This is a genomic window from Erythrobacter insulae, from assembly GCF_007004095.1.
GTDB classification, from domain to species: Bacteria; Pseudomonadota; Alphaproteobacteria; order Sphingomonadales; family Sphingomonadaceae; genus Erythrobacter; species Erythrobacter insulae.
The window spans coordinates 1229895-1245929 of sequence record NZ_VHJK01000001.1; the positions used below are offsets into that span (position 1 = coordinate 1229895).

Below are 16035 nucleotides of genomic sequence, written 5' to 3' on the forward strand. Positions count from 1 at the left end.
GCCGTTTCCTAACCGGGAGTAAATGCGAGTTTTACAAGTTTTTGACACTCGCCGTTTAATAGGGATCACATGTTCGAAAGAATCAACCCCATTCCCCGCGTTGAAAGCGGCGGCGAATCGATGAATTCGCAAGAGTGTGAATTGCTCATTGGCAATGTCGACGCGGCGCGTGTGCGCGGCGGTAATGGCGGTGCCTTGAGGGCGCTTGAATGGAATGACCTTTCTGCTCGGCTTAAAGCGGCGCGCGATCTGCGGCTTCTTATGCGACAGGATTCTCGCCTCAATATTCAGGCGGCTGCTTCCAGTTTTGGTGATGCAGCGGCCAGTTATTTCCAGGCTCTAGAACAAGGTGAATACGTTATTAACCCTGATGCTTTAGAGCGCTGCAAAGCTTCGAGCTGCATAGCATCCGAACCGCACGAAACGCAGCAACAGGCGACGCGAGAGACAATAGATGATTGAAAATCAGGACATCCGCCCCGCACAAGTAATCGGCCCGCTCGGCGAGCCGCTTACGATCAAGGATTTGCCGTCGCCCAAGACGAAGCGTTGGGTGGTGCGCCGCAAGGCCGAAGTGGTCGCTGCGGTGAATGGCGGTCTTTTGACCATTGACGAAGTGCTGGAGCGATACGGGCTGACTCTGGAAGAGTTCGCATCGTGGCAGCGCGCGGTTGACCGATCGGGCATGCAGGGCCTGCGCGTTACGCGTATCCAGCACTATCGCGATCTCTACGAACGCCAGCTGAAATACTAACACGTTTCGTTTTTTAAAGCGGGGCCGGTCCTGGTGGACTGGCCCCGTTTGCGTGTCTGGCGCAAACAAACTGGACAAACCTCCCCTTCATCCCGCAAAAGGCGGGAACATGACGGCGTCTGCATTGTTATTGTAGCGTAAGTCATTGAAAACATAACGGGAGGTATTTTATGGGATGGATTATTGCTTTGGTCGTTGGCGGTGTTGCAGGCTGGCTTGCTAGCCTTGTGATGAATCGCGACGCCTCGATGGGCATTTTCTGGAACATTGTTGTCGGCTGTGTCGGTTCGATCGTTGGCAACATGATCGCCGGTCCGCTGCTTGGCATCAGCGGCAGCGTGCAGGAATTCTCGATCACAGGCCTCATTGTTGCCGTGATCGGCGCAGTGGTTCTGCTGGGCGTGATGAACCTGATCCAGCGCGGACGCGTTCGCTAAATCAAAGCCGGCGCCTTTCAAGGGCGCCGAATTGCACCTGAAAGGGCGGAGCAGGAAGGCCTGCGCCGCCCTTTTTCACGTGCCTCGCCGCGCAGAAACGGGAACGAGTGCGCTCGCCCTTCGTCTAGGCTCAAAGTCGTCAGTCGAAGCCCGGATTGCACCTGCGCCCGCCACGGCGTAAGCCGCCCTTGCGCTTGGTGAGTTATATTTGTAATACACTCCGGCAGATATTACTGGCTATCAAACCGGGGCTGGCGCGTATTTCCGCCCTGCAAAAGGCAACCGCAATGAATTACGAAACGACAATCACAGCCGAAGTTGCAGAAGGCATTCCTGCCGATCTCGCAGACGTGCGCAGCGAAGGCGGGTCCGGCAAGAAACGCGCTCTCCTGATCGGGGGGCTTGGCGTTTTCGGACTGCTGTTGGCGATTGCGGCATATTTTGCACTGGCTGGCGGCGAGCCTGCCGGAATGGCAGACGATAATGACAATGAACAGGCGCCGGTCGTCTCTGTAATCACGCCTGGTAAAACCACGATCAGCGGCGTCGTTGAAGTTCCCGGAACAATCGCGGCACGCCGCGAAATGCCCGTCGGTATCGTCGGCGAAGGCGGACGCGTTATATCGGTGCCGGTTGATGCCGGTGATTGGGTCCGTCAGGGGCAGGTCCTGGCCGTGATCGACCGTTCGGTTCAAAATCAACAGGCCGCCGCGCAATCCGCCCAGATCGAAGTCGCGAAAGCCGATGCCAGTCTGGCGCAGGCGAACCTCGATCGCGCTCTACAATTGGTTGAGCGCGGTTTTGTTTCGAAAGCCGACGTCGACCGTCTGACCGCGACCCGCGATTCCGCCAATGCGCGCGTGAAAGTAGCGCAAGCCCAGCTTTCCGAATTGCAGGCGCGCAACGCCCGCCTCAGCGTGATCGCCCCGGCCGCGGGCTATGTTCTGGAACGCAATGTTGAACCGGGCCAAACCGTAGGCGGCGGCAGTCCCGCGCTGTTCCGCATCGCGCGCGGCGGCGAAATGGAAATGTTGGCTCAGGTCGGCGAAACACAGCTTGCCAGCCTGTCGCAAGGCGTGATGGCCGATGTCGTCCCGACCGGAACCGACAAGAGCTTTAAAGGGCAGGTGTGGCAGCTTTCACCGGTGATCAACCCGCAAAGCCGCCAAGGCACCGCGCGAATTGCTCTTCCCTATGCACCTGAGCTGCGCCCCGGTGGTTTTGCCACTGCACGCATCAACAGCGGCACCATAACCGCAACGGTTTTGCCTGAAAGTGCCGTTTTGGCCGATGATAAAGGCAGCTTTGTCTATGTCGTAGGCGAAGACAGCACGGCAACACGCCGCTCTGTGAAAACCGGAATGGTCACTCCGGATGGTCTCGCCATTACAGAGGGTCTTTCGGGCACCGAGCAAGTGGTCTTGCGTGCCGGCGGTTTCCTCAATCCCGGCGAGACAATCAAAGCCCGCCGCGATGGTGAACCCATGGCCGGCGCAGATGCCAAAGGTGCAACCAAAACCGCTTCCGACCGTAACTCAGAGTAAACGCGCCCCGTGCGCGCCGTAATGTAACAAGCAGATAGGCCAGACATGAACTTCAGAAATCTATCCGCCTGGTCAATTCGTAACCCGGTCATCCCATTGGTTATGTTTACGGCTCTGTTGTTCGCCGGCATCGTCAGCTTTCTGCGAATGGACGTGACCAACAACCCGGATGTTGAATTTCCGGCGGTCATTGTCAGCATTTCGCAACCGGGCGCCGCGCCAACCGAAATCGAGAACCAGATCACCCAGCGGATCGAAAGCTCGATGCGATCCATCAACGGGGTCAATTCACTGCAATCGACCGCCAGCGAAGGAAATTCGCGCACGTTTGTCGAATTCGAGATCGGCACCGATATCATCGAAGCGGTCAATGAAGTGGAAACGGCCGTGGCCAGTGTCCGCGGCAGCTTGCCTGACGGGATCCTGGAGCCGCGCGTTCAGAAGGTGAATGTCGCTGGCGAGGCCATCGGGTACATCGCCGTCGAAGCCGACGACATGACAATCGAACAGCTCAGCTGGTTTGTTGATGACACCGTCGCCAAACGGCTGCTGAAAATCGAAGGCATGGCCGAAGTCCAGCGTTTTGGCGGCGTGGACCGCGAGATCGAAGTCATTCTGGATCCTGCCAAGATGCAGGCGCTCGGTGTGACAGCATCGCAAATCAATTCGGTTCTGCGTCTCGCGAACGTCGATGCCGCAGGCGGCCTTGCCGAAGTGGGCGGCACCCGCCAGTCGCTGAGGGTTCTGGGCAGCGATGCCACGGCATACGCGCTGTCGCAGCGGCAAATTCAGCTGGGCGGCGGGCGCACAATCCGGCTGGCTGATGTTGCGACTGTTCGTGATGGCACATCAGAACGGACATCCATCAGTGAAGTCGGCGATCGTGAAGTCGTGAATTTCTTTATGAACCGGGCAACCGGGTCATCCGACCTTGCCGTTTATGAAGCCGCCTTGGCGGAGATGGACAAAATCGAAGCCGAGACCGATGGTGTCCGCTTCATCAAGATGTTCACCAGCACGACCTACACCGATGGCCAGTACAAAAGCTCGATGTCGGCTTTGATCGAAGGCGCTGTTCTGGCGATTGTGGTCGTATTCCTGTTCCTGCGTGATTGGCGCGCGACCTTCATCAGCGCGGTGGCGATCCCGCTTTCTGCTATCCCGACATTCTTTTTCATGGATCTGCTCGGGTTCAATCTGAACTTCCTGTCGCTGCTTGCGCTGGGTCTTGTCGCTGGGGTGCTGGTGGATGATGCGATCGTGGAGATCGAGAATATCGTCAGGCATATGAGGATGGGCAAAACCGCCTATCAGGCCAGTATTGATGCCGCCGACGAAATCGGCCTGCCGGTTGTGGCGACCAGTTTCTGTATTGTTGCTGTGTTCCTGCCGGTTGGCCTGATGCCGGGGATCTCCGGCCAATTCTTCCAGAACTTTGGTCTGACGGTTGTGGTCGCGGTGCTGATGTCGCTGGCGGTGGCGCGGATGATTACGCCGCTGATGGCGGCCTATTTCCTTTCTGCCAAAGGTCACGCGACTCACGGCGAAGGCCCCATGATGGACCGCTATATGTCGGTGCTCGGCTGGACGCTTAATCGCGGCAAAATGCGTGATCGCCGCGCGGGATTGGAAAGCCCGAAATTGCGCTTTGTTTACTCAATCGGATTGCTGCTGACCGTAATCATCCTGTTGGCGACGACAGCTATCGCGATGTTCCAGAGCTTTGCCTTTGTGTCCGGTTTCAACATCCCGACAAATGTCGCGGATGCCGTGTCCAGCGATCCGAACTCGACGCTGCATTTCCTCACGTCCAAACTATTCGACATAGTCTTGCTGCTGCTCGTCTCTTTGATTGCCTTTGTGGCGGGTTGGGCGGCCTTCAAACTGATCGAATTGCTCGCCAAAGTCGGCGGCAAGTTTGGTCAAAGTGTAAAGTATCTCGCCGCGCGCTTTTATGACCACCGCATCTGGATGCTCGGCATGGGCTGGTTCTCGCTGCTGGTCACCATCCTCTTGTTCGGTCAGATCCCGGGACAATTCCAGCCAACTATCGATGACGAGAATTCGACTGTCGAAATCGAGATGGTCCCCGGCACGACTCTGGCCGGGACAAAGGTTGTGTCTGACCGCGTATACGCCATGCTCGAACAGCAGCCCGAAGTGGATCGTATGCTGCAACGGATCAATGTTGGCAGCTCGACGCTCTTTATTAAATTGCGCGATGATCGCACGCGTTCTTCGATTGAATTTGAGCGCGAGCTTGCGCCGCAGCTTGCCAATTTTGCCGATGCGCGTGTGCGTTTCCGCTCGCAATCCGGCGGGTTTGGTTCGGGCCGTGATTTGACCGTGATGCTGGCGGGTTCCGATCCGGATCTGCTGGATCAGACCGCCGCAACGCTGGTCGAGCAGATGAAAGGGTTGGATAATCTGGTCGCACCGCGGATCAGCGCCGATCTCAACCGGCCTGAAATCATCATCACTCCGCGCGAACAAATCGCTGCAGAGCTTGGTATTTCGACCATCGCCTTGTCGCAAACCATCCGTATCGCAACCCTTGGAGAAATCGAACAGAACGCTGCGCGCTTCTCATTGTCGGACCGCCAAATTCCGATTCGCGTAAAGCTGTCGGAAGACGCGCGATCGAGCATGACGACAATCGAAAACCTGCCGGTCCAAACCGCCAGCGGCGGCACCGTGCCGCTTAGCCGGGTGGCCGACATTTCCTTTGGTTCCGGTCCCACCGCGATCCAGCGTTACAATCAAAACCGCCGTGTTCTGGTTGGCGCAGACCTCGCATCGGGCGTCCTTAAAGGTGAAGCGCAGCAGCAGATTGACGCGCTGCCGGTTCTGCAAGAGCTGCCAACCGGGGTAATCCGTGATGTTGTGGGTGAGGATGAATGGCAACAAGAGCTGATCCAGAACCTGATCATCGCCATTATCGCGGGCGTTCTGTTGGTGTTTGCCTGCCTTGTCCTGCTTTATAAGCGTTTGATGAGCCCGCTGGTCAACATGACCTCGCTCGCGCTCGCACCACTCGGCGGCATCCTGTTAATCTGGTTGGTGGGTATGGCACAGAGCATGCCGGTCTATATTGGCATTCTGTTGCTGCTTGGCATTGTCTCTAAAAACTCAATCCTCCTGATCGACTTTGCGATTGAGGAAATGGCACGCGGGACCAGCAAGCTCGAAGCGATCATGGAGGCAGGGCATAAACGCGCTCAGCCCATCGTGATGACGACAGTCGCGATGACAGCGGGCATGGTCCCCACTGCGATTTCTCTAACCGGTGATGGCGCATGGCGTCAGCCGATGGGTATCGTAGTGATCGGCGGTCTGATCCTGTCGACCTTGCTGACGCTGGTGATTGTGCCTGCAGGCTTTAGCCTTGCCGATGGGTTCGAGCGCCGCGTTGGTCCGTGGCTGCGTGAGCGGATGCTGACTTACAAGCCTGGTGACGATACCAAGCCGTATGGCCCTGGCGAAACGACACCTGATGTGCCTTTCCCCGGCAGCCCGGCAGGCGGAGCCATTCCGGCGAATCGCATCCCGCCGGGGGCTGAACCTGCTGAATAATCGCGCGGTCATACAGGCAGAGATGACTATCCGCCGCATTTCAGGCAGATAGCCGCCCATGTCCGAGACGAACTCTGTTCCTTTGATGTTTGGCGGTGCGCCGCTTAGCGTGGACCGTGCAAAGCGCATGCGTTGGACCGCGACCGGGATGCTGGTCGCGATGGCCGCGCTGTTTTTCACCACGCATGGCTTGCTCGGCAATCATCCGGCGTGGGGATACGTGAATGCTTTTGCCGAGGCGGCGATGGTGGGCGGACTGGCAGACTGGTTCGCGGTAACCGCTTTGTTCCGTCACCCGCTTGGCCTGCCGATACCGCACACTGCGATCATTCCGGAAAACAAGGATCGGATTGCGGATACGATGGCGCAATTCCTGCGCGAGAACTTTCTCACTCCGGCTGTGGTGGCGCGCCGGATGTCGGGCATGAATGTGGCCCGTGCGGTCGGTGATTTCCTGATCGCAAGCCCGGCAGAAGGCGAGGCGGACACGCGGTCACGGATTACAGGCGGAGCGGCGGAAATGTTCGCCGAGGTGCTCGAATCTCTCGATCCTGACAGGTTGGGGAACCAGATGCGTTCCGGCCTGGCCGGGCAATTGCAAAAGCTGGATGTCTCCCCGCTTGCCGGGCGTATGCTCGAAAGCGCAATGGCCGACCGTCAGCATCGCCCTTTGATAGACGGGATCATCCGTTGGACCGGCCTTACCCTCGAAGACAATGAGGAGATGGTCAAAGATATCATTCACAAACGCGCAAATTCGGTCCTGCGCTGGACTGGTCTGGACGAGCGGATTTCTGCCAGCGTCCTCGATGGGCTTTATAAATTGCTGGCCGAAGTGCTGGTCGATCCGGATCACCCGCTCCGTTTCAAGATTGAAGAGGGCCTCGAAAAGCTGAGCCAGGATCTTCAGCATGATCCGGAAACGCGCAAGCGGGTGGAAGAAATGAAGCGCGAGCTGATTGAAAATCCAGCCGTCGCCGAATGGTGGATGGGCGTGTGGGAGCGGATTCGCCGCTCGCTGATCCGCCGGGCCCGCGAATCGGACAATGCTTTGGGAATGGAAATGCGCAACGGTCTTGCCGATCTTGGCAAGGCTCTGGCGCAGGATGAGCGTTTGCAATTGCAGATCAACCGGTTTGCCCGCCGCACAGCGGTTGGCGTTGCGACCCGCTATGGCAGCGAAATTGTGACCTTGGTGTCAGAAACGGTGAAACGCTGGGATGCCACCACCATTACCGGCCGCATTGAAAGCGCCGTTGGCCGCGACCTTCAGTTTATCCGGATCAACGGAACACTTGTCGGCGGGCTGGTGGGCATGACGCTGCATTTTATTGTGAGCTTTATGTAGGCGCGCTAATCTCTGATCACATACGTGATCGAGGTGGCATAATAGGACGCAATCGGGGTTCCGTCTGCGCCGAGCGCCGGATCGAATTCGGCCATTTCCATGTTTTGGCAAAACGGCGAATCAAGTTTGTCGGTAACAGTCGCCTCGTTCAGCACGCAGTCCGTTACGGTGCCGGTCTTATCAATCATCACCCGCATCCGGACAATGGCCTGCTCACCTCTGACCAGGGCCGCATTGGGATATTTGCGAACGGCGGACTGCACCACTTCCGTTTCGTTTTTCCAGAACGGGGCTTTGCGCAATTTTGATTGTACTTCGGGGTCCAAACCCCAGCTGCGAACAAGATCTGCAGTGCATGTGTTAAGAGCCGCAAACGCATCACCCAGCGCCCCCGTGTTCAATTGCACTTCCTTGCCGCGCTGCTTCACCCATACGAATTGAATCTGACTCGCGAAATCGGTGTCCAATTGCGTATGGGGTATACCCGACACCTCGCTTTCTTCACCTCCGGCCCCTTTCGATGGGCTGATCGATGAATAGATTATCGCAGGCCCGACGCTTTCCGTGTCGCCTCTGAACGGTTCAGTCGGCATTGCTTCCTGATCGGCGAAGAACTTTAATCTTGTGCTCGTCTTGCCGCGGAACCGTTTGAAGCGCGGGCCAGCAAGTGAAAGCCCGAGACGCGCGCCCGGCCAGTATTGCTCAAAGAAGATCGCGTGGCGATCTTCGCCCTCGCCAAATGTCCGGGCCAGACGGCATTTATCAGGAGCGTAATCGACCAGCCAAGTGGAGCTGGGATTCAGCCCGCTGCGCTCTTTTGCGGCCAGCGGCGCAGGAGCGGTCAGGACGAGCCCGAGGGTAAGTGCGTAACCAGCAGATGCAACAATCCGCTTCATAAATAAAACCTCCGCTGTGCACGGTAGCGCAGCGGAGGTATCATTCAACCGGTAAGGTTCTGTGATTACAACGCGTTGGTGAGTTCCGGAACGGCATTGTAGAGATCAGCGACAAGGCCAATATCCGCCACCTGGAAAATCGGTGCGTCTTCATCCTTGTTGATGGCGATGATGACTTTGGAGTCTTTCATCCCGGCAAGGTGTTGGATCGCGCCGGAAATTCCGATCGCGATATAGACTTCGGGAGCGACAATCTTGCCGGTTTGGCCAACCTGATAATCGTTCGGCACATAGCCAGCATCCACCGCGGCGCGCGATGCGCCAATGGCTGCGCCGAGTTTATCGGCGAGCGGATTGATGACGCTGTCGAAGGTTTCGCTATCTTTCAGCGCGCGGCCACCAGATACGATAACTTTCGCAGCGGTAAGCTCCGGACGCTCGCTTTTGGCGACTTCGCGTGTGACGAAACTGGAAATGCCAGCATCGCCGGGGCCCGCTGCGTCTTCGACGGAGGCCGAACCGCCTTCGGTTGCGGCCTTTTCGAACGCGGTGCCGCGAACTGTGATGACCAGCTTGGGATCGGCAGATTGCACGGTCGCAATCGCGTTGCCGGCATAGATCGGACGGGTGAAAGTCTTGTCGCCTTCAACCGTGAGAATATCCGAGATCTGCATCACATCGAGATGCGCGGCGACGCGCGGTGCGATGTTTTTGCCCGATGTTGTCGCCGGCGCGAGGAACGCGTCGTAATCGGCCATGATGCCAGCCACGAGCGGTGCAACGTTTTCCGCGAGGAATTCGCCGTAAGCCGCATCGTCTGCCTTGAGCACTTTTGAAACGCCTGCAATTTTTGCAGCCGCTTCGGCAACGCTGCCGCAATTATGGCCAGCGACCAATGCGGTGACTTCGCCAATTTGGCCCGCCGCGGTGACCACCGCGAGGGTTGCGTCACTGACGCTAGAATTGTCGTGTTCGACCAGAACCAGAGTGTTCATGTCTGTGTTATCCTTTCCTGCTCGCGGTGCTTACGCGATCCCGAGCGCTTTGATCTTTTCAACCAGCGCGGCGACGTCTTCGACCTTTTCACCGGCCTGACGGACGGGCGGTTCGGAAACGTTGGTGGTGGTAAGGCGCGGTGCGATGTCGACCCCAAAATCAGCTGGCGTCTTTGTATCGAGCGGCTTTTTCTTGGCCTTCATAATGTTCGGCAGCGAGGCATAACGCGGCTCGTTCAGACGAAGATCGGTGGTGACGATGGCAGGCATGGTCAGCTTTACCGTTTCAAGACCGCCATCGATTTCGCGCTTAACGACTACCGAATCGCCATCCACTTCAACGGTGTTGGCAAAGGTGCCTTGCGGGCGGCCCATAAGGGCGGCGAGCATCTGACCAGTCTGGTTGCTGTCGTCGGAGATCGATTGCTTGCCCAGCATGACGAGGCCGGGCTGCTCTTCTTCAGCGATCGCTTTGAGGATCTTTGCAACGGCGAGAGGCTCTACATCTTCGTCTGTCTCGACAAGGATGGCACGGTCTGCGCCCATTGCCAGTGCGGTGCGAAGTGTTTCCTGCGCTTTTGCCGGACCAACCGACACAGCGACGATCTCTTCGGCTTTGCCCGCTTCCTTGATGCGGATCGCTTCTTCGATAGCGATCTCATCAAAGGGGTTCATGCTCATCTTGACGTTTGCAAGATCAACGCCTGAGCCATCGGCTTTAACCCGTGGCTTTACGTTGTAATCGATCACCCGTTTAACGGGGACGAGGATTTTCATGAGATTTCCTTTCCCTTGGCCGCCCTCACATGACCGCAAGGCGCAGCAAAACTCTCTACCCGCGCTCTAGCTTGCGTTTACGTAAACGTCAACTAGCGCATACCTGCTCTTACATAGATTATGCGGGAGCTCCGCGTTGGTTCCTCGCCCTGTCCTGCGCGAACGTCAAGCCCAGGTTTTGACCAGATGCGCCCATGTTGCATATGATGCGCGGAACACTGCGGGAGAGAATGCAATGCGTGCAATAATCATGGCTTTGGCGGGGTGCGCGCTAGCGAATGCGGCCCCTTTGCTCGCCGAGAAGTCTGAGTCACGCATTGGTGACGAGGGATTCGAATCGCCTGCCGCGACGCTGGATCAGCTTGATTGGCTCGTCGGGCAATGGGCGGGAGACGGTATTCAGGGTGCGCCCGCGATGGAAAGCTGGCTGCCCGAAACGGGCGGCACGATGGTTGGCACATTCGTGCAGGAAACATCCGGTGGCGCCATCATGTTTACCGAGCATATGTATCTGATGGAGGAGGGCGGCAGCCTTGTCTTGCGCCTGAAGCACTTCAATGCAGACCTGACCGGGTGGGAGGAGAAGGACGATATGCTCACCTTTCGGCTGGTCGCAATCGAGCCATGCGCGGCGTATTTCAACGCGTTAACACTTCGATGCGCCGATCCTGACACTCCGGGCAGTGGGATCGTAGCCGCAGTGCGGATGAAGAGCGACAAACCCGAGCCGCAGGAGCTGGTATTCCGATTTGATGCTGCCACTTCGCGCAGCGATCCAGACTGACGTCCGGACCGGCGAGTACAAACAAAAAAGGCCGCGCAGGATTAAACCGGCGCGGCCTTTTGTAATGCATTTGGGCTGTTACGCGTTCGGGTAACCCTTACGCTGCCTGCTTGACCTCGGCGACGATTTTCTTCGCTGCGTCGCCCAGATCGTCGGCTGCGACAATCGGCAGGCCGGAATTGGCCAGAATGTCTTTGCCAGCCTGAACGTTTGTGCCTTCAAGGCGCACGACCAGCGGGACCGAAAGGTTCACTTCCTTTGCCGCCTGAACGATGCCGTCTGCAATGATGTCGCATTTCATGATGCCGCCAAAAATGTTGACGAGGATGCCTTCGACAGCCGGATCTTTCAGGATGATCTTGAACGCAGCCGTTACCTTTTCGGTGGTGGCGCCGCCGCCCACATCGAGGAAGTTGGCCGGGAACGCGCCGTTCAGCTTGATGATATCCATCGTCGCCATGGCGAGGCCTGCGCCGTTGACCATGCAACCGATGTTACCATCGAGCTTGATATAGGCGAGATCATACTGGGAGGCTTCGACTTCGGCTGGATCTTCCTCGGTTTCGTCGCGCATCGCTTCGATTGCGGGGTGACGATAAAGGGCGTTGCCATCAAAGCTCATCTTGGTGTCGAGCACCAGCAGCGAGGCTTTGCCATCGGCATCCGGCTTTGTCTCGACCAGCGGATTGATCTCAAGCATTTCGCAATCACTCGACATGAATGCATCATACAGCTGCTTTGCGAGCTTCTGGCACTGTTTGTTCAGATCACCAGACAGCTCAAGCGCAAACGCCACCGCGCGCCCGTGATGCGGCATAAAGCCTTGCGCAGGGTCGATCGTGATGGTGGTGATTTTCTCAGGCGTCTCATGTGCGACGTCTTCGATGTCCATGCCGCCTTCGGTTGAGGCAACCATGGCCACCCGGCCTGTGGCGCGGTCTACCAGCATGGCGAGGTAATATTCGCTTTCGATATCAACGCCGTCAGTCACATACAGCCGGTTCACTTGCTTACCCGCATCGCCGGTCTGGATCGTGACGAGTGTGTTACCGAGCATTTCCTTGGCGTGGCTTTCGACTTCATCAAGCGAGAAAGCGAGGCGAACGCCGCCTTTGGCATCTTCGGGCAATTCTTTGAATTTGCCTTTACCGCGGCCACCGGCGTGGATTTGAGCCTTAACGACGTAAAGCGGTCCGGGCAGTTTTTTGGCACCTGCAACGGCCTCTTCGACAGTCAACGCGGCATGGCCGGCGGGGATCGCGATCCCGTGTTCTGTAAGCAGTTCTTTGGCCTGGTATTCATGGACATTCATGTCAGCGTGATCCCTTAATGTATTCGCTTGGGGAGAGAGATGTGTTGATGCATGCCCTAAGCGCCTTCGCGCGACTTGAAAAGTGGAGAGAGGGCCTCCAACACTATATCGATCATGATTGACCGTGCCCGCCTTCTAAAAATTGTCCGTGAAGCGGGCCGAATCGCCCATTCGCGCTGGCCGGGAGACGGGCATGCGCTTGAAAGCTGGGATAAAACACCGGGCAACCCTGTCAGCGAATCGGATTTGGAGGTCGATCGGTTTCTGCGCCGCGAACTCACCGCTCTTTTGCCCTCGGCAGGCTGGCTCTCGGAAGAAACGCTGGATGACAAAATCCGCACCGACAGCGATTTATTATGGCTTGTCGATCCGATCGATGGAACGCGTGATTTTGTACGAGGGCGAACCGGCTGGGCAATTTCGGTCGCGCTGGTTAGCGCGGGCAAGCCGTTAATCGGTATTCTCATGGCTCCGGCACGCGGCGAGGAATGGTGCGCGGTGGCCGGGCAGGGTGCGACGCTGAATGACAGGCCTCTGGTCGCCAGCTCGCGGACGCAGTTTTCAGGCGCGCGGGTTCCGGTTGATGAATTGCCGAGCGCCGATTCAGATCTTGTGATGGTTGAAAAACCCAATTCCATTGCGCTGAGAATTGCGATGGTGGCCGATGACCGCGCGGATTTGGTCGCCACCTTGCGATGGGGGTTTGAATGGGATGTCGCAGCCGCCGCGCTGATCGCGCGCGAAGCAGGCGCCGAGGTCTCCGATGCGTTTGGCAAGCCGCTTGCCTATAACAAACACGATCCCCGCGATTTCGGAGTTCTCGTGTGCTCGCCGGGTATTCATGCCGCGGCGGTCGCTCGATTGGCGGACCGCGCGAATCAGCTCAAATAAAAAGGGCCAGCCCCTGCGGGCCAGCCCTTCAAATTCATCGATCTGAGCGTGATTACTGCGAACGCGCAGCTGCCACGTCTTCCTGACTGATTGGAATGATTTTGATTTCAACCCGGCGGTTGAGCGGTTCGTTCACGCCATCTGCGGTTTTGACGCGCAGTTGATCATATTCCTCACCATAGCCGCGTGTGGCCATCCGGCTGCGCGCGACACCGCGAGCGGCGATGTAATCGGCAACCGCCTTAGCCCGGCGTTCTGACAATTGCTGGTTGAAGGCGGCTGTGCCGGTTGTGTCGGTAAAGCCGTACACGTCGATCAGGCTGTTGGGATATTTGATCAGGCTTTCAGCGACGGAATCCAGGGTTTGATAAAAACCGGGATTGATGTCTGCCGAGCCGCTGGCGAATGTCACGCCATCGGGAAGCCGCACGAGGATGGCATCGCCATCGCCCACTTCTTCGACATCCACGCCGCTGCCCGCGGTTTGCTCATCAAGTTCCTTGATCTGGTCATCAAATTGCTTGCCGACAACTGCGCCGGCGCTGCCGCCGATGCCTGCACCGATAATGCGGGCGGCATCGCCGCCGATTGCACCGCCGAGCAAATAGCCAAGTGTACCGCCAAGCGCGCCGCCGATTGCGGAACGGGAGACTTTCTGTTCACCAGTGTTAGGGTCAGTGACACAGGCGCTGGTGCCAAGCAGGGCAAGAGCGGCTGTTCCTGAAAGCAGGATACGTGTTGTTTTCATTGTCTTTTTCCTCCTGAAATTCATTCGATACTTACCAAACCAAGCGTTAAGACGCATGAGGGTTCCGAATTAAACGCGATTGGAACCGGTTGCTTTGCCAGAAGCTGAACCGCAAGTAAGGTCTTGTAAAGGACGTTGGCAAACTGGCGTTAAGGTGCAGGAGTGGCTGGCAAGTGCCGTCAATTATGCTAGCGGTCCAATCGTGACACCGTTTCCGTGGCCAGATCTGTTTATAATCGCCGGGCTGATCGTGCTCAACGGCGTCTTTGCCATGTCCGAGCTGGCGATAGTCTCGGCCAAAACCTCGTCGCTTCAGGCGCGGGCTGAGAATGGCTCTGCCAGCGCACAAATTGCGATCCGGCTGGCCGAAGAACCCGGCAAGTTTCTTTCGACAGTCCAGATCGGTATCACTTTGATCGGCATTATCGCCGGCGCTTATTCCGGGGCCAGTCTGGGCGGCCCGGTGGGCGAACGGCTGGCTTTGCTGGGTGTGCCTGCGGACATATCTGCGCAGTCAGGCTTTGCAGCGGTGATTGCCGTGACGACATATTTCAGTCTGGTCGTAGGCGAGCTTGTCCCCAAACAGCTGGCTTTGCGATCAGCGGTGCCGATCTCGCTCGTCATGGCGCGGCCGATGGATCTTCTGGCCAAGATCGCGGCGCCGCTCGTCTGGGTGCTCGATAAATCTTCCGCTGGTATCATCGCGCTGTTCGGCATCCGTAACAAGGGCCAGAGCTCGGTCACAGCGCAGGAATTGCAGATGATTTTTGCCGATGCGACCCGGTCCGGGGTGATCGAGGCGGAACAGAGCCAGATTTTGACAGGCGTCATGCGCCTCGCTGAACGGCCCGTGCGTGAAATGATGACGCCGCGTACAGAGATTGACTGGATCGAGGTGGAGGCGGACACAGCCCAGATCCGGCAGACAATCGAAGACAGCCCGCATTCGCTGCTGCCTGTTGCCGAGGGTTCGCCCGATGCGATTCTCGGCATCGTTAAGGTCCGCGAAGTTTTGGCCGCGTTGGTCGAGGGCAAAACCGTTTCAATCCGCGACATGATGCATAAAGGCGAAGTCGTGCCCGATCAGCTTGATGCGATGGACGCGCTGCGGGTGCTGCAATCCTCGGACATTGCGATGGCTGTGGTGCATGACGAATATGGCCATTTCGAAGGGGTGGTGACGCCGGTCGATTTGCTGACCGCGATTGCCGGCAATTTTGCCAGTGATCAGGATCAGGGTGACACCCCCGAAATTGTCGAGCGCAAGGATGGTTCGCTGCTGGTGTCGGGCTCAATTTCCGCAGATGCGCTGGCCGACCGGCTGGGTCTGAATTACGGCGACAATCGGGAATTCGGCACCGCCGCAGGATATGCGCTTTCGGTGCTCAAACGTCTTCCCACTGTCGGGGAAACCTTCTCCGATCAGGGGTGGGAGTTTGAGGTGGTCGATATGGACAATCGCCGCATCGATCAGCTTTTGGCTACCCGTCAAGAAAGCGAAGATCAGGCAGAATAGCCTGTGTTCGTGCCTTAACACGCCCCGATAAAGGGGGGCGGCGGGTGATTACGAAGGAATGACAGCCTGGGCCGATTGGCCATCGCCCTCTGGCGCAGCGATGATATCGCGCGTCACGCGGCCCTTGGCGACGGTGTTTGTACCGGGATCGCCAACCTGGCTGCGAATACCGGGAGCCGCAGCGCCCGCACGGTCCAGCGCGCTCTTTTCGATCTCGCTGCGTTTCGCAGGGCCGCCAAACAGCGCATCAAGAGCCTGTTCCTGAGCCGTGCCCTCTGCCGGGCGCGGCGCGCCGGGTGCCGGTGGCTGAAGACTGAAATCAGGCGGAACCACGAGCGGAGCCTGACGCTGAACAGCAAATTCATCGGGGCGGTCGCGATTGAAAATCCCGCCGCCGCCGCACGCTGCGAGCATGGCGCTTCCGGTGGTAAGCAGAATGGCGGTTTTCAGGGTACGCATA

Annotated in this window: 15 protein-coding genes; 9 read left to right on the forward strand and 6 right to left on the reverse strand. The window is 57.8% G+C overall.

Going from position 1 to position 16035, the window contains the following annotated elements; genetic code table 11:
* Positions 1–69 precede the first annotated feature (69 nt).
* The 6 genes from FGU71_RS05885 (at position 70) to FGU71_RS05910 (ending at position 7656) form a co-directional block, all read left to right on the forward strand.
* Entirely contained in the window at positions 70–462 is a 393-nt protein-coding gene (locus FGU71_RS05885) for a hypothetical protein (protein ID WP_142787697.1), read from the forward strand.
* On the forward strand, positions 455–754 hold the full coding sequence (sciP, locus tag FGU71_RS05890; RefSeq protein ID WP_142787698.1) for a CtrA inhibitor SciP: 300 nt from the start codon (positions 455–457) through the stop codon (positions 752–754). Before FGU71_RS05885 ends, sciP begins: the two co-directional genes overlap by 8 nt.
* Before the next feature lie 170 nt (positions 755–924).
* The gene (locus FGU71_RS05895; RefSeq protein ID WP_142787699.1) at positions 925–1191 is read left to right on the forward strand and encodes a GlsB/YeaQ/YmgE family stress response membrane protein; all 267 of its coding nucleotides are present in this window, start codon (positions 925–927) and stop codon (positions 1189–1191) included.
* 287 nt (positions 1192–1478) lie between these two features.
* Positions 1479–2735, forward strand: a complete 1257-nt coding sequence (locus tag FGU71_RS05900) for an efflux RND transporter periplasmic adaptor subunit (protein ID WP_142787700.1) — start codon at positions 1479–1481, stop codon at positions 2733–2735.
* A gap of 45 nt (positions 2736–2780) precedes the next feature.
* The gene (locus tag FGU71_RS05905; RefSeq protein ID WP_142787701.1) at positions 2781–6308 is read left to right on the forward strand and encodes an efflux RND transporter permease subunit; all 3528 of its coding nucleotides are present in this window, start codon (positions 2781–2783) and stop codon (positions 6306–6308) included.
* 85 nt (positions 6309–6393) lie between these two features.
* Positions 6394–7656 carry a DUF445 domain-containing protein gene (locus tag FGU71_RS05910; RefSeq protein WP_407644408.1) on the forward strand — a complete coding sequence of 421 codons (1263 nt, stop codon included), beginning with the start codon at positions 6394–6396 and terminating at the stop codon, positions 7654–7656.
* A gap of 5 nt (positions 7657–7661) precedes the next feature.
* On the opposite strand, the gene FGU71_RS05915 is transcribed toward FGU71_RS05910, so the two are convergent.
* The 3 genes from FGU71_RS05915 to FGU71_RS05925 form a co-directional block, all read right to left on the reverse strand.
* A complete protein-coding gene (locus FGU71_RS05915) occupies positions 7662–8552 on the reverse strand; it encodes a TonB family protein (RefSeq protein WP_142787703.1) in 891 nt (296 codons plus the stop codon).
* A 65-nt stretch (positions 8553–8617) separates the two neighbouring features.
* Complete coding sequence (locus FGU71_RS05920) at positions 8618–9547, reverse strand: electron transfer flavoprotein subunit alpha/FixB family protein (protein ID WP_142787704.1); 930 nt, start codon at positions 9545–9547, stop codon at positions 8618–8620.
* 30 nt (positions 9548–9577) lie between these two features.
* A complete protein-coding gene (locus tag FGU71_RS05925; RefSeq protein ID WP_142787705.1) occupies positions 9578–10324 on the reverse strand; it encodes an electron transfer flavoprotein subunit beta/FixA family protein in 747 nt (248 codons plus the stop codon).
* A 235-nt stretch (positions 10325–10559) separates the two neighbouring features.
* Here FGU71_RS05925 and FGU71_RS05930 point away from each other — a divergent pair, with 235 nt between their 5' ends.
* On the forward strand, positions 10560–11108 hold the full coding sequence (locus tag FGU71_RS05930) for a DUF6265 family protein (RefSeq protein ID WP_142787706.1): 549 nt from the start codon (positions 10560–10562) through the stop codon (positions 11106–11108).
* Positions 11109–11205: 97 nt separating this feature from the next.
* On the opposite strand, the gene sucC is transcribed toward FGU71_RS05930, so the two are convergent.
* Entirely contained in the window at positions 11206–12420 is a 1215-nt protein-coding gene (sucC, locus tag FGU71_RS05935; protein WP_142787707.1) for an ADP-forming succinate--CoA ligase subunit beta, read from the reverse strand.
* A gap of 114 nt (positions 12421–12534) precedes the next feature.
* On the opposite strand from sucC, the gene FGU71_RS05940 reads away from it, so the two are divergent.
* Entirely contained in the window at positions 12535–13311 is a 777-nt protein-coding gene (locus FGU71_RS05940; RefSeq protein WP_142787708.1) for a 3'(2'),5'-bisphosphate nucleotidase CysQ, read from the forward strand.
* A gap of 52 nt (positions 13312–13363) precedes the next feature.
* On the opposite strand, the gene FGU71_RS05945 is transcribed toward FGU71_RS05940, so the two are convergent.
* Entirely contained in the window at positions 13364–14059 is a 696-nt protein-coding gene (locus tag FGU71_RS05945) for an OmpA family protein (RefSeq protein ID WP_142787709.1), read from the reverse strand.
* A gap of 202 nt (positions 14060–14261) precedes the next feature.
* Here FGU71_RS05945 and FGU71_RS05950 point away from each other — a divergent pair, with 202 nt between their 5' ends.
* Entirely contained in the window at positions 14262–15575 is a 1314-nt protein-coding gene (locus FGU71_RS05950) for a hemolysin family protein (protein WP_142787710.1), read from the forward strand.
* Between the two features lie 48 nt (positions 15576–15623).
* On the opposite strand, the gene FGU71_RS05955 is transcribed toward FGU71_RS05950, so the two are convergent.
* The gene (locus tag FGU71_RS05955) at positions 15624–16034 is read right to left on the reverse strand and encodes a DUF3035 domain-containing protein (RefSeq protein ID WP_142787711.1); all 411 of its coding nucleotides are present in this window, start codon (positions 16032–16034) and stop codon (positions 15624–15626) included.
* Position 16035 lies beyond the last annotated feature (1 nt).

What these genes read in the sequence shown, in the direction of transcription:
- FGU71_RS05905 (WP_142787701.1), top strand. Translation starts at nt 2,781, where the DNA reads ATGAACTTCAGAAATCTATCCGCCTGGTCAATTCGTAACCCGGTCATC.
- sciP (WP_142787698.1), top strand. Translation starts at nt 455, where the DNA reads ATGATTGAAAATCAGGACATCCGCCCCGCACAAGTAATCGGCCCGCTC.
- FGU71_RS05900 (WP_142787700.1), top strand. Translation starts at nt 1,479, where the DNA reads ATGAATTACGAAACGACAATCACAGCCGAAGTTGCAGAAGGCATTCCT.
- FGU71_RS05930 (WP_142787706.1), top strand. Translation starts at nt 10,560, where the DNA reads ATGCGTGCAATAATCATGGCTTTGGCGGGGTGCGCGCTAGCGAATGCG.
- FGU71_RS05940 (WP_142787708.1), top strand. Translation starts at nt 12,535, where the DNA reads ATGATTGACCGTGCCCGCCTTCTAAAAATTGTCCGTGAAGCGGGCCGA.
- FGU71_RS05885 (WP_142787697.1), top strand. Translation starts at nt 70, where the DNA reads ATGTTCGAAAGAATCAACCCCATTCCCCGCGTTGAAAGCGGCGGCGAA.
- FGU71_RS05945 (WP_142787709.1), bottom strand. Translation starts at nt 14,059, where the DNA reads ATGAAAACAACACGTATCCTGCTTTCAGGAACAGCCGCTCTTGCCCTG.
- FGU71_RS05955 (WP_142787711.1), bottom strand. Translation starts at nt 16,034, where the DNA reads ATGCGTACCCTGAAAACCGCCATTCTGCTTACCACCGGAAGCGCCATG.
- FGU71_RS05920 (WP_142787704.1), bottom strand. Translation starts at nt 9,547, where the DNA reads ATGAACACTCTGGTTCTGGTCGAACACGACAATTCTAGCGTCAGTGAC.
- sucC (WP_142787707.1), bottom strand. Translation starts at nt 12,420, where the DNA reads ATGAATGTCCATGAATACCAGGCCAAAGAACTGCTTACAGAACACGGG.
- FGU71_RS05895 (WP_142787699.1), top strand. Translation starts at nt 925, where the DNA reads ATGGGATGGATTATTGCTTTGGTCGTTGGCGGTGTTGCAGGCTGGCTT.
- FGU71_RS05925 (WP_142787705.1), bottom strand. Translation starts at nt 10,324, where the DNA reads ATGAAAATCCTCGTCCCCGTTAAACGGGTGATCGATTACAACGTAAAG.
- FGU71_RS05910 (WP_407644408.1), top strand. Translation starts at nt 6,394, where the DNA reads ATGTTTGGCGGTGCGCCGCTTAGCGTGGACCGTGCAAAGCGCATGCGT.
- FGU71_RS05915 (WP_142787703.1), bottom strand. Translation starts at nt 8,552, where the DNA reads ATGAAGCGGATTGTTGCATCTGCTGGTTACGCACTTACCCTCGGGCTC.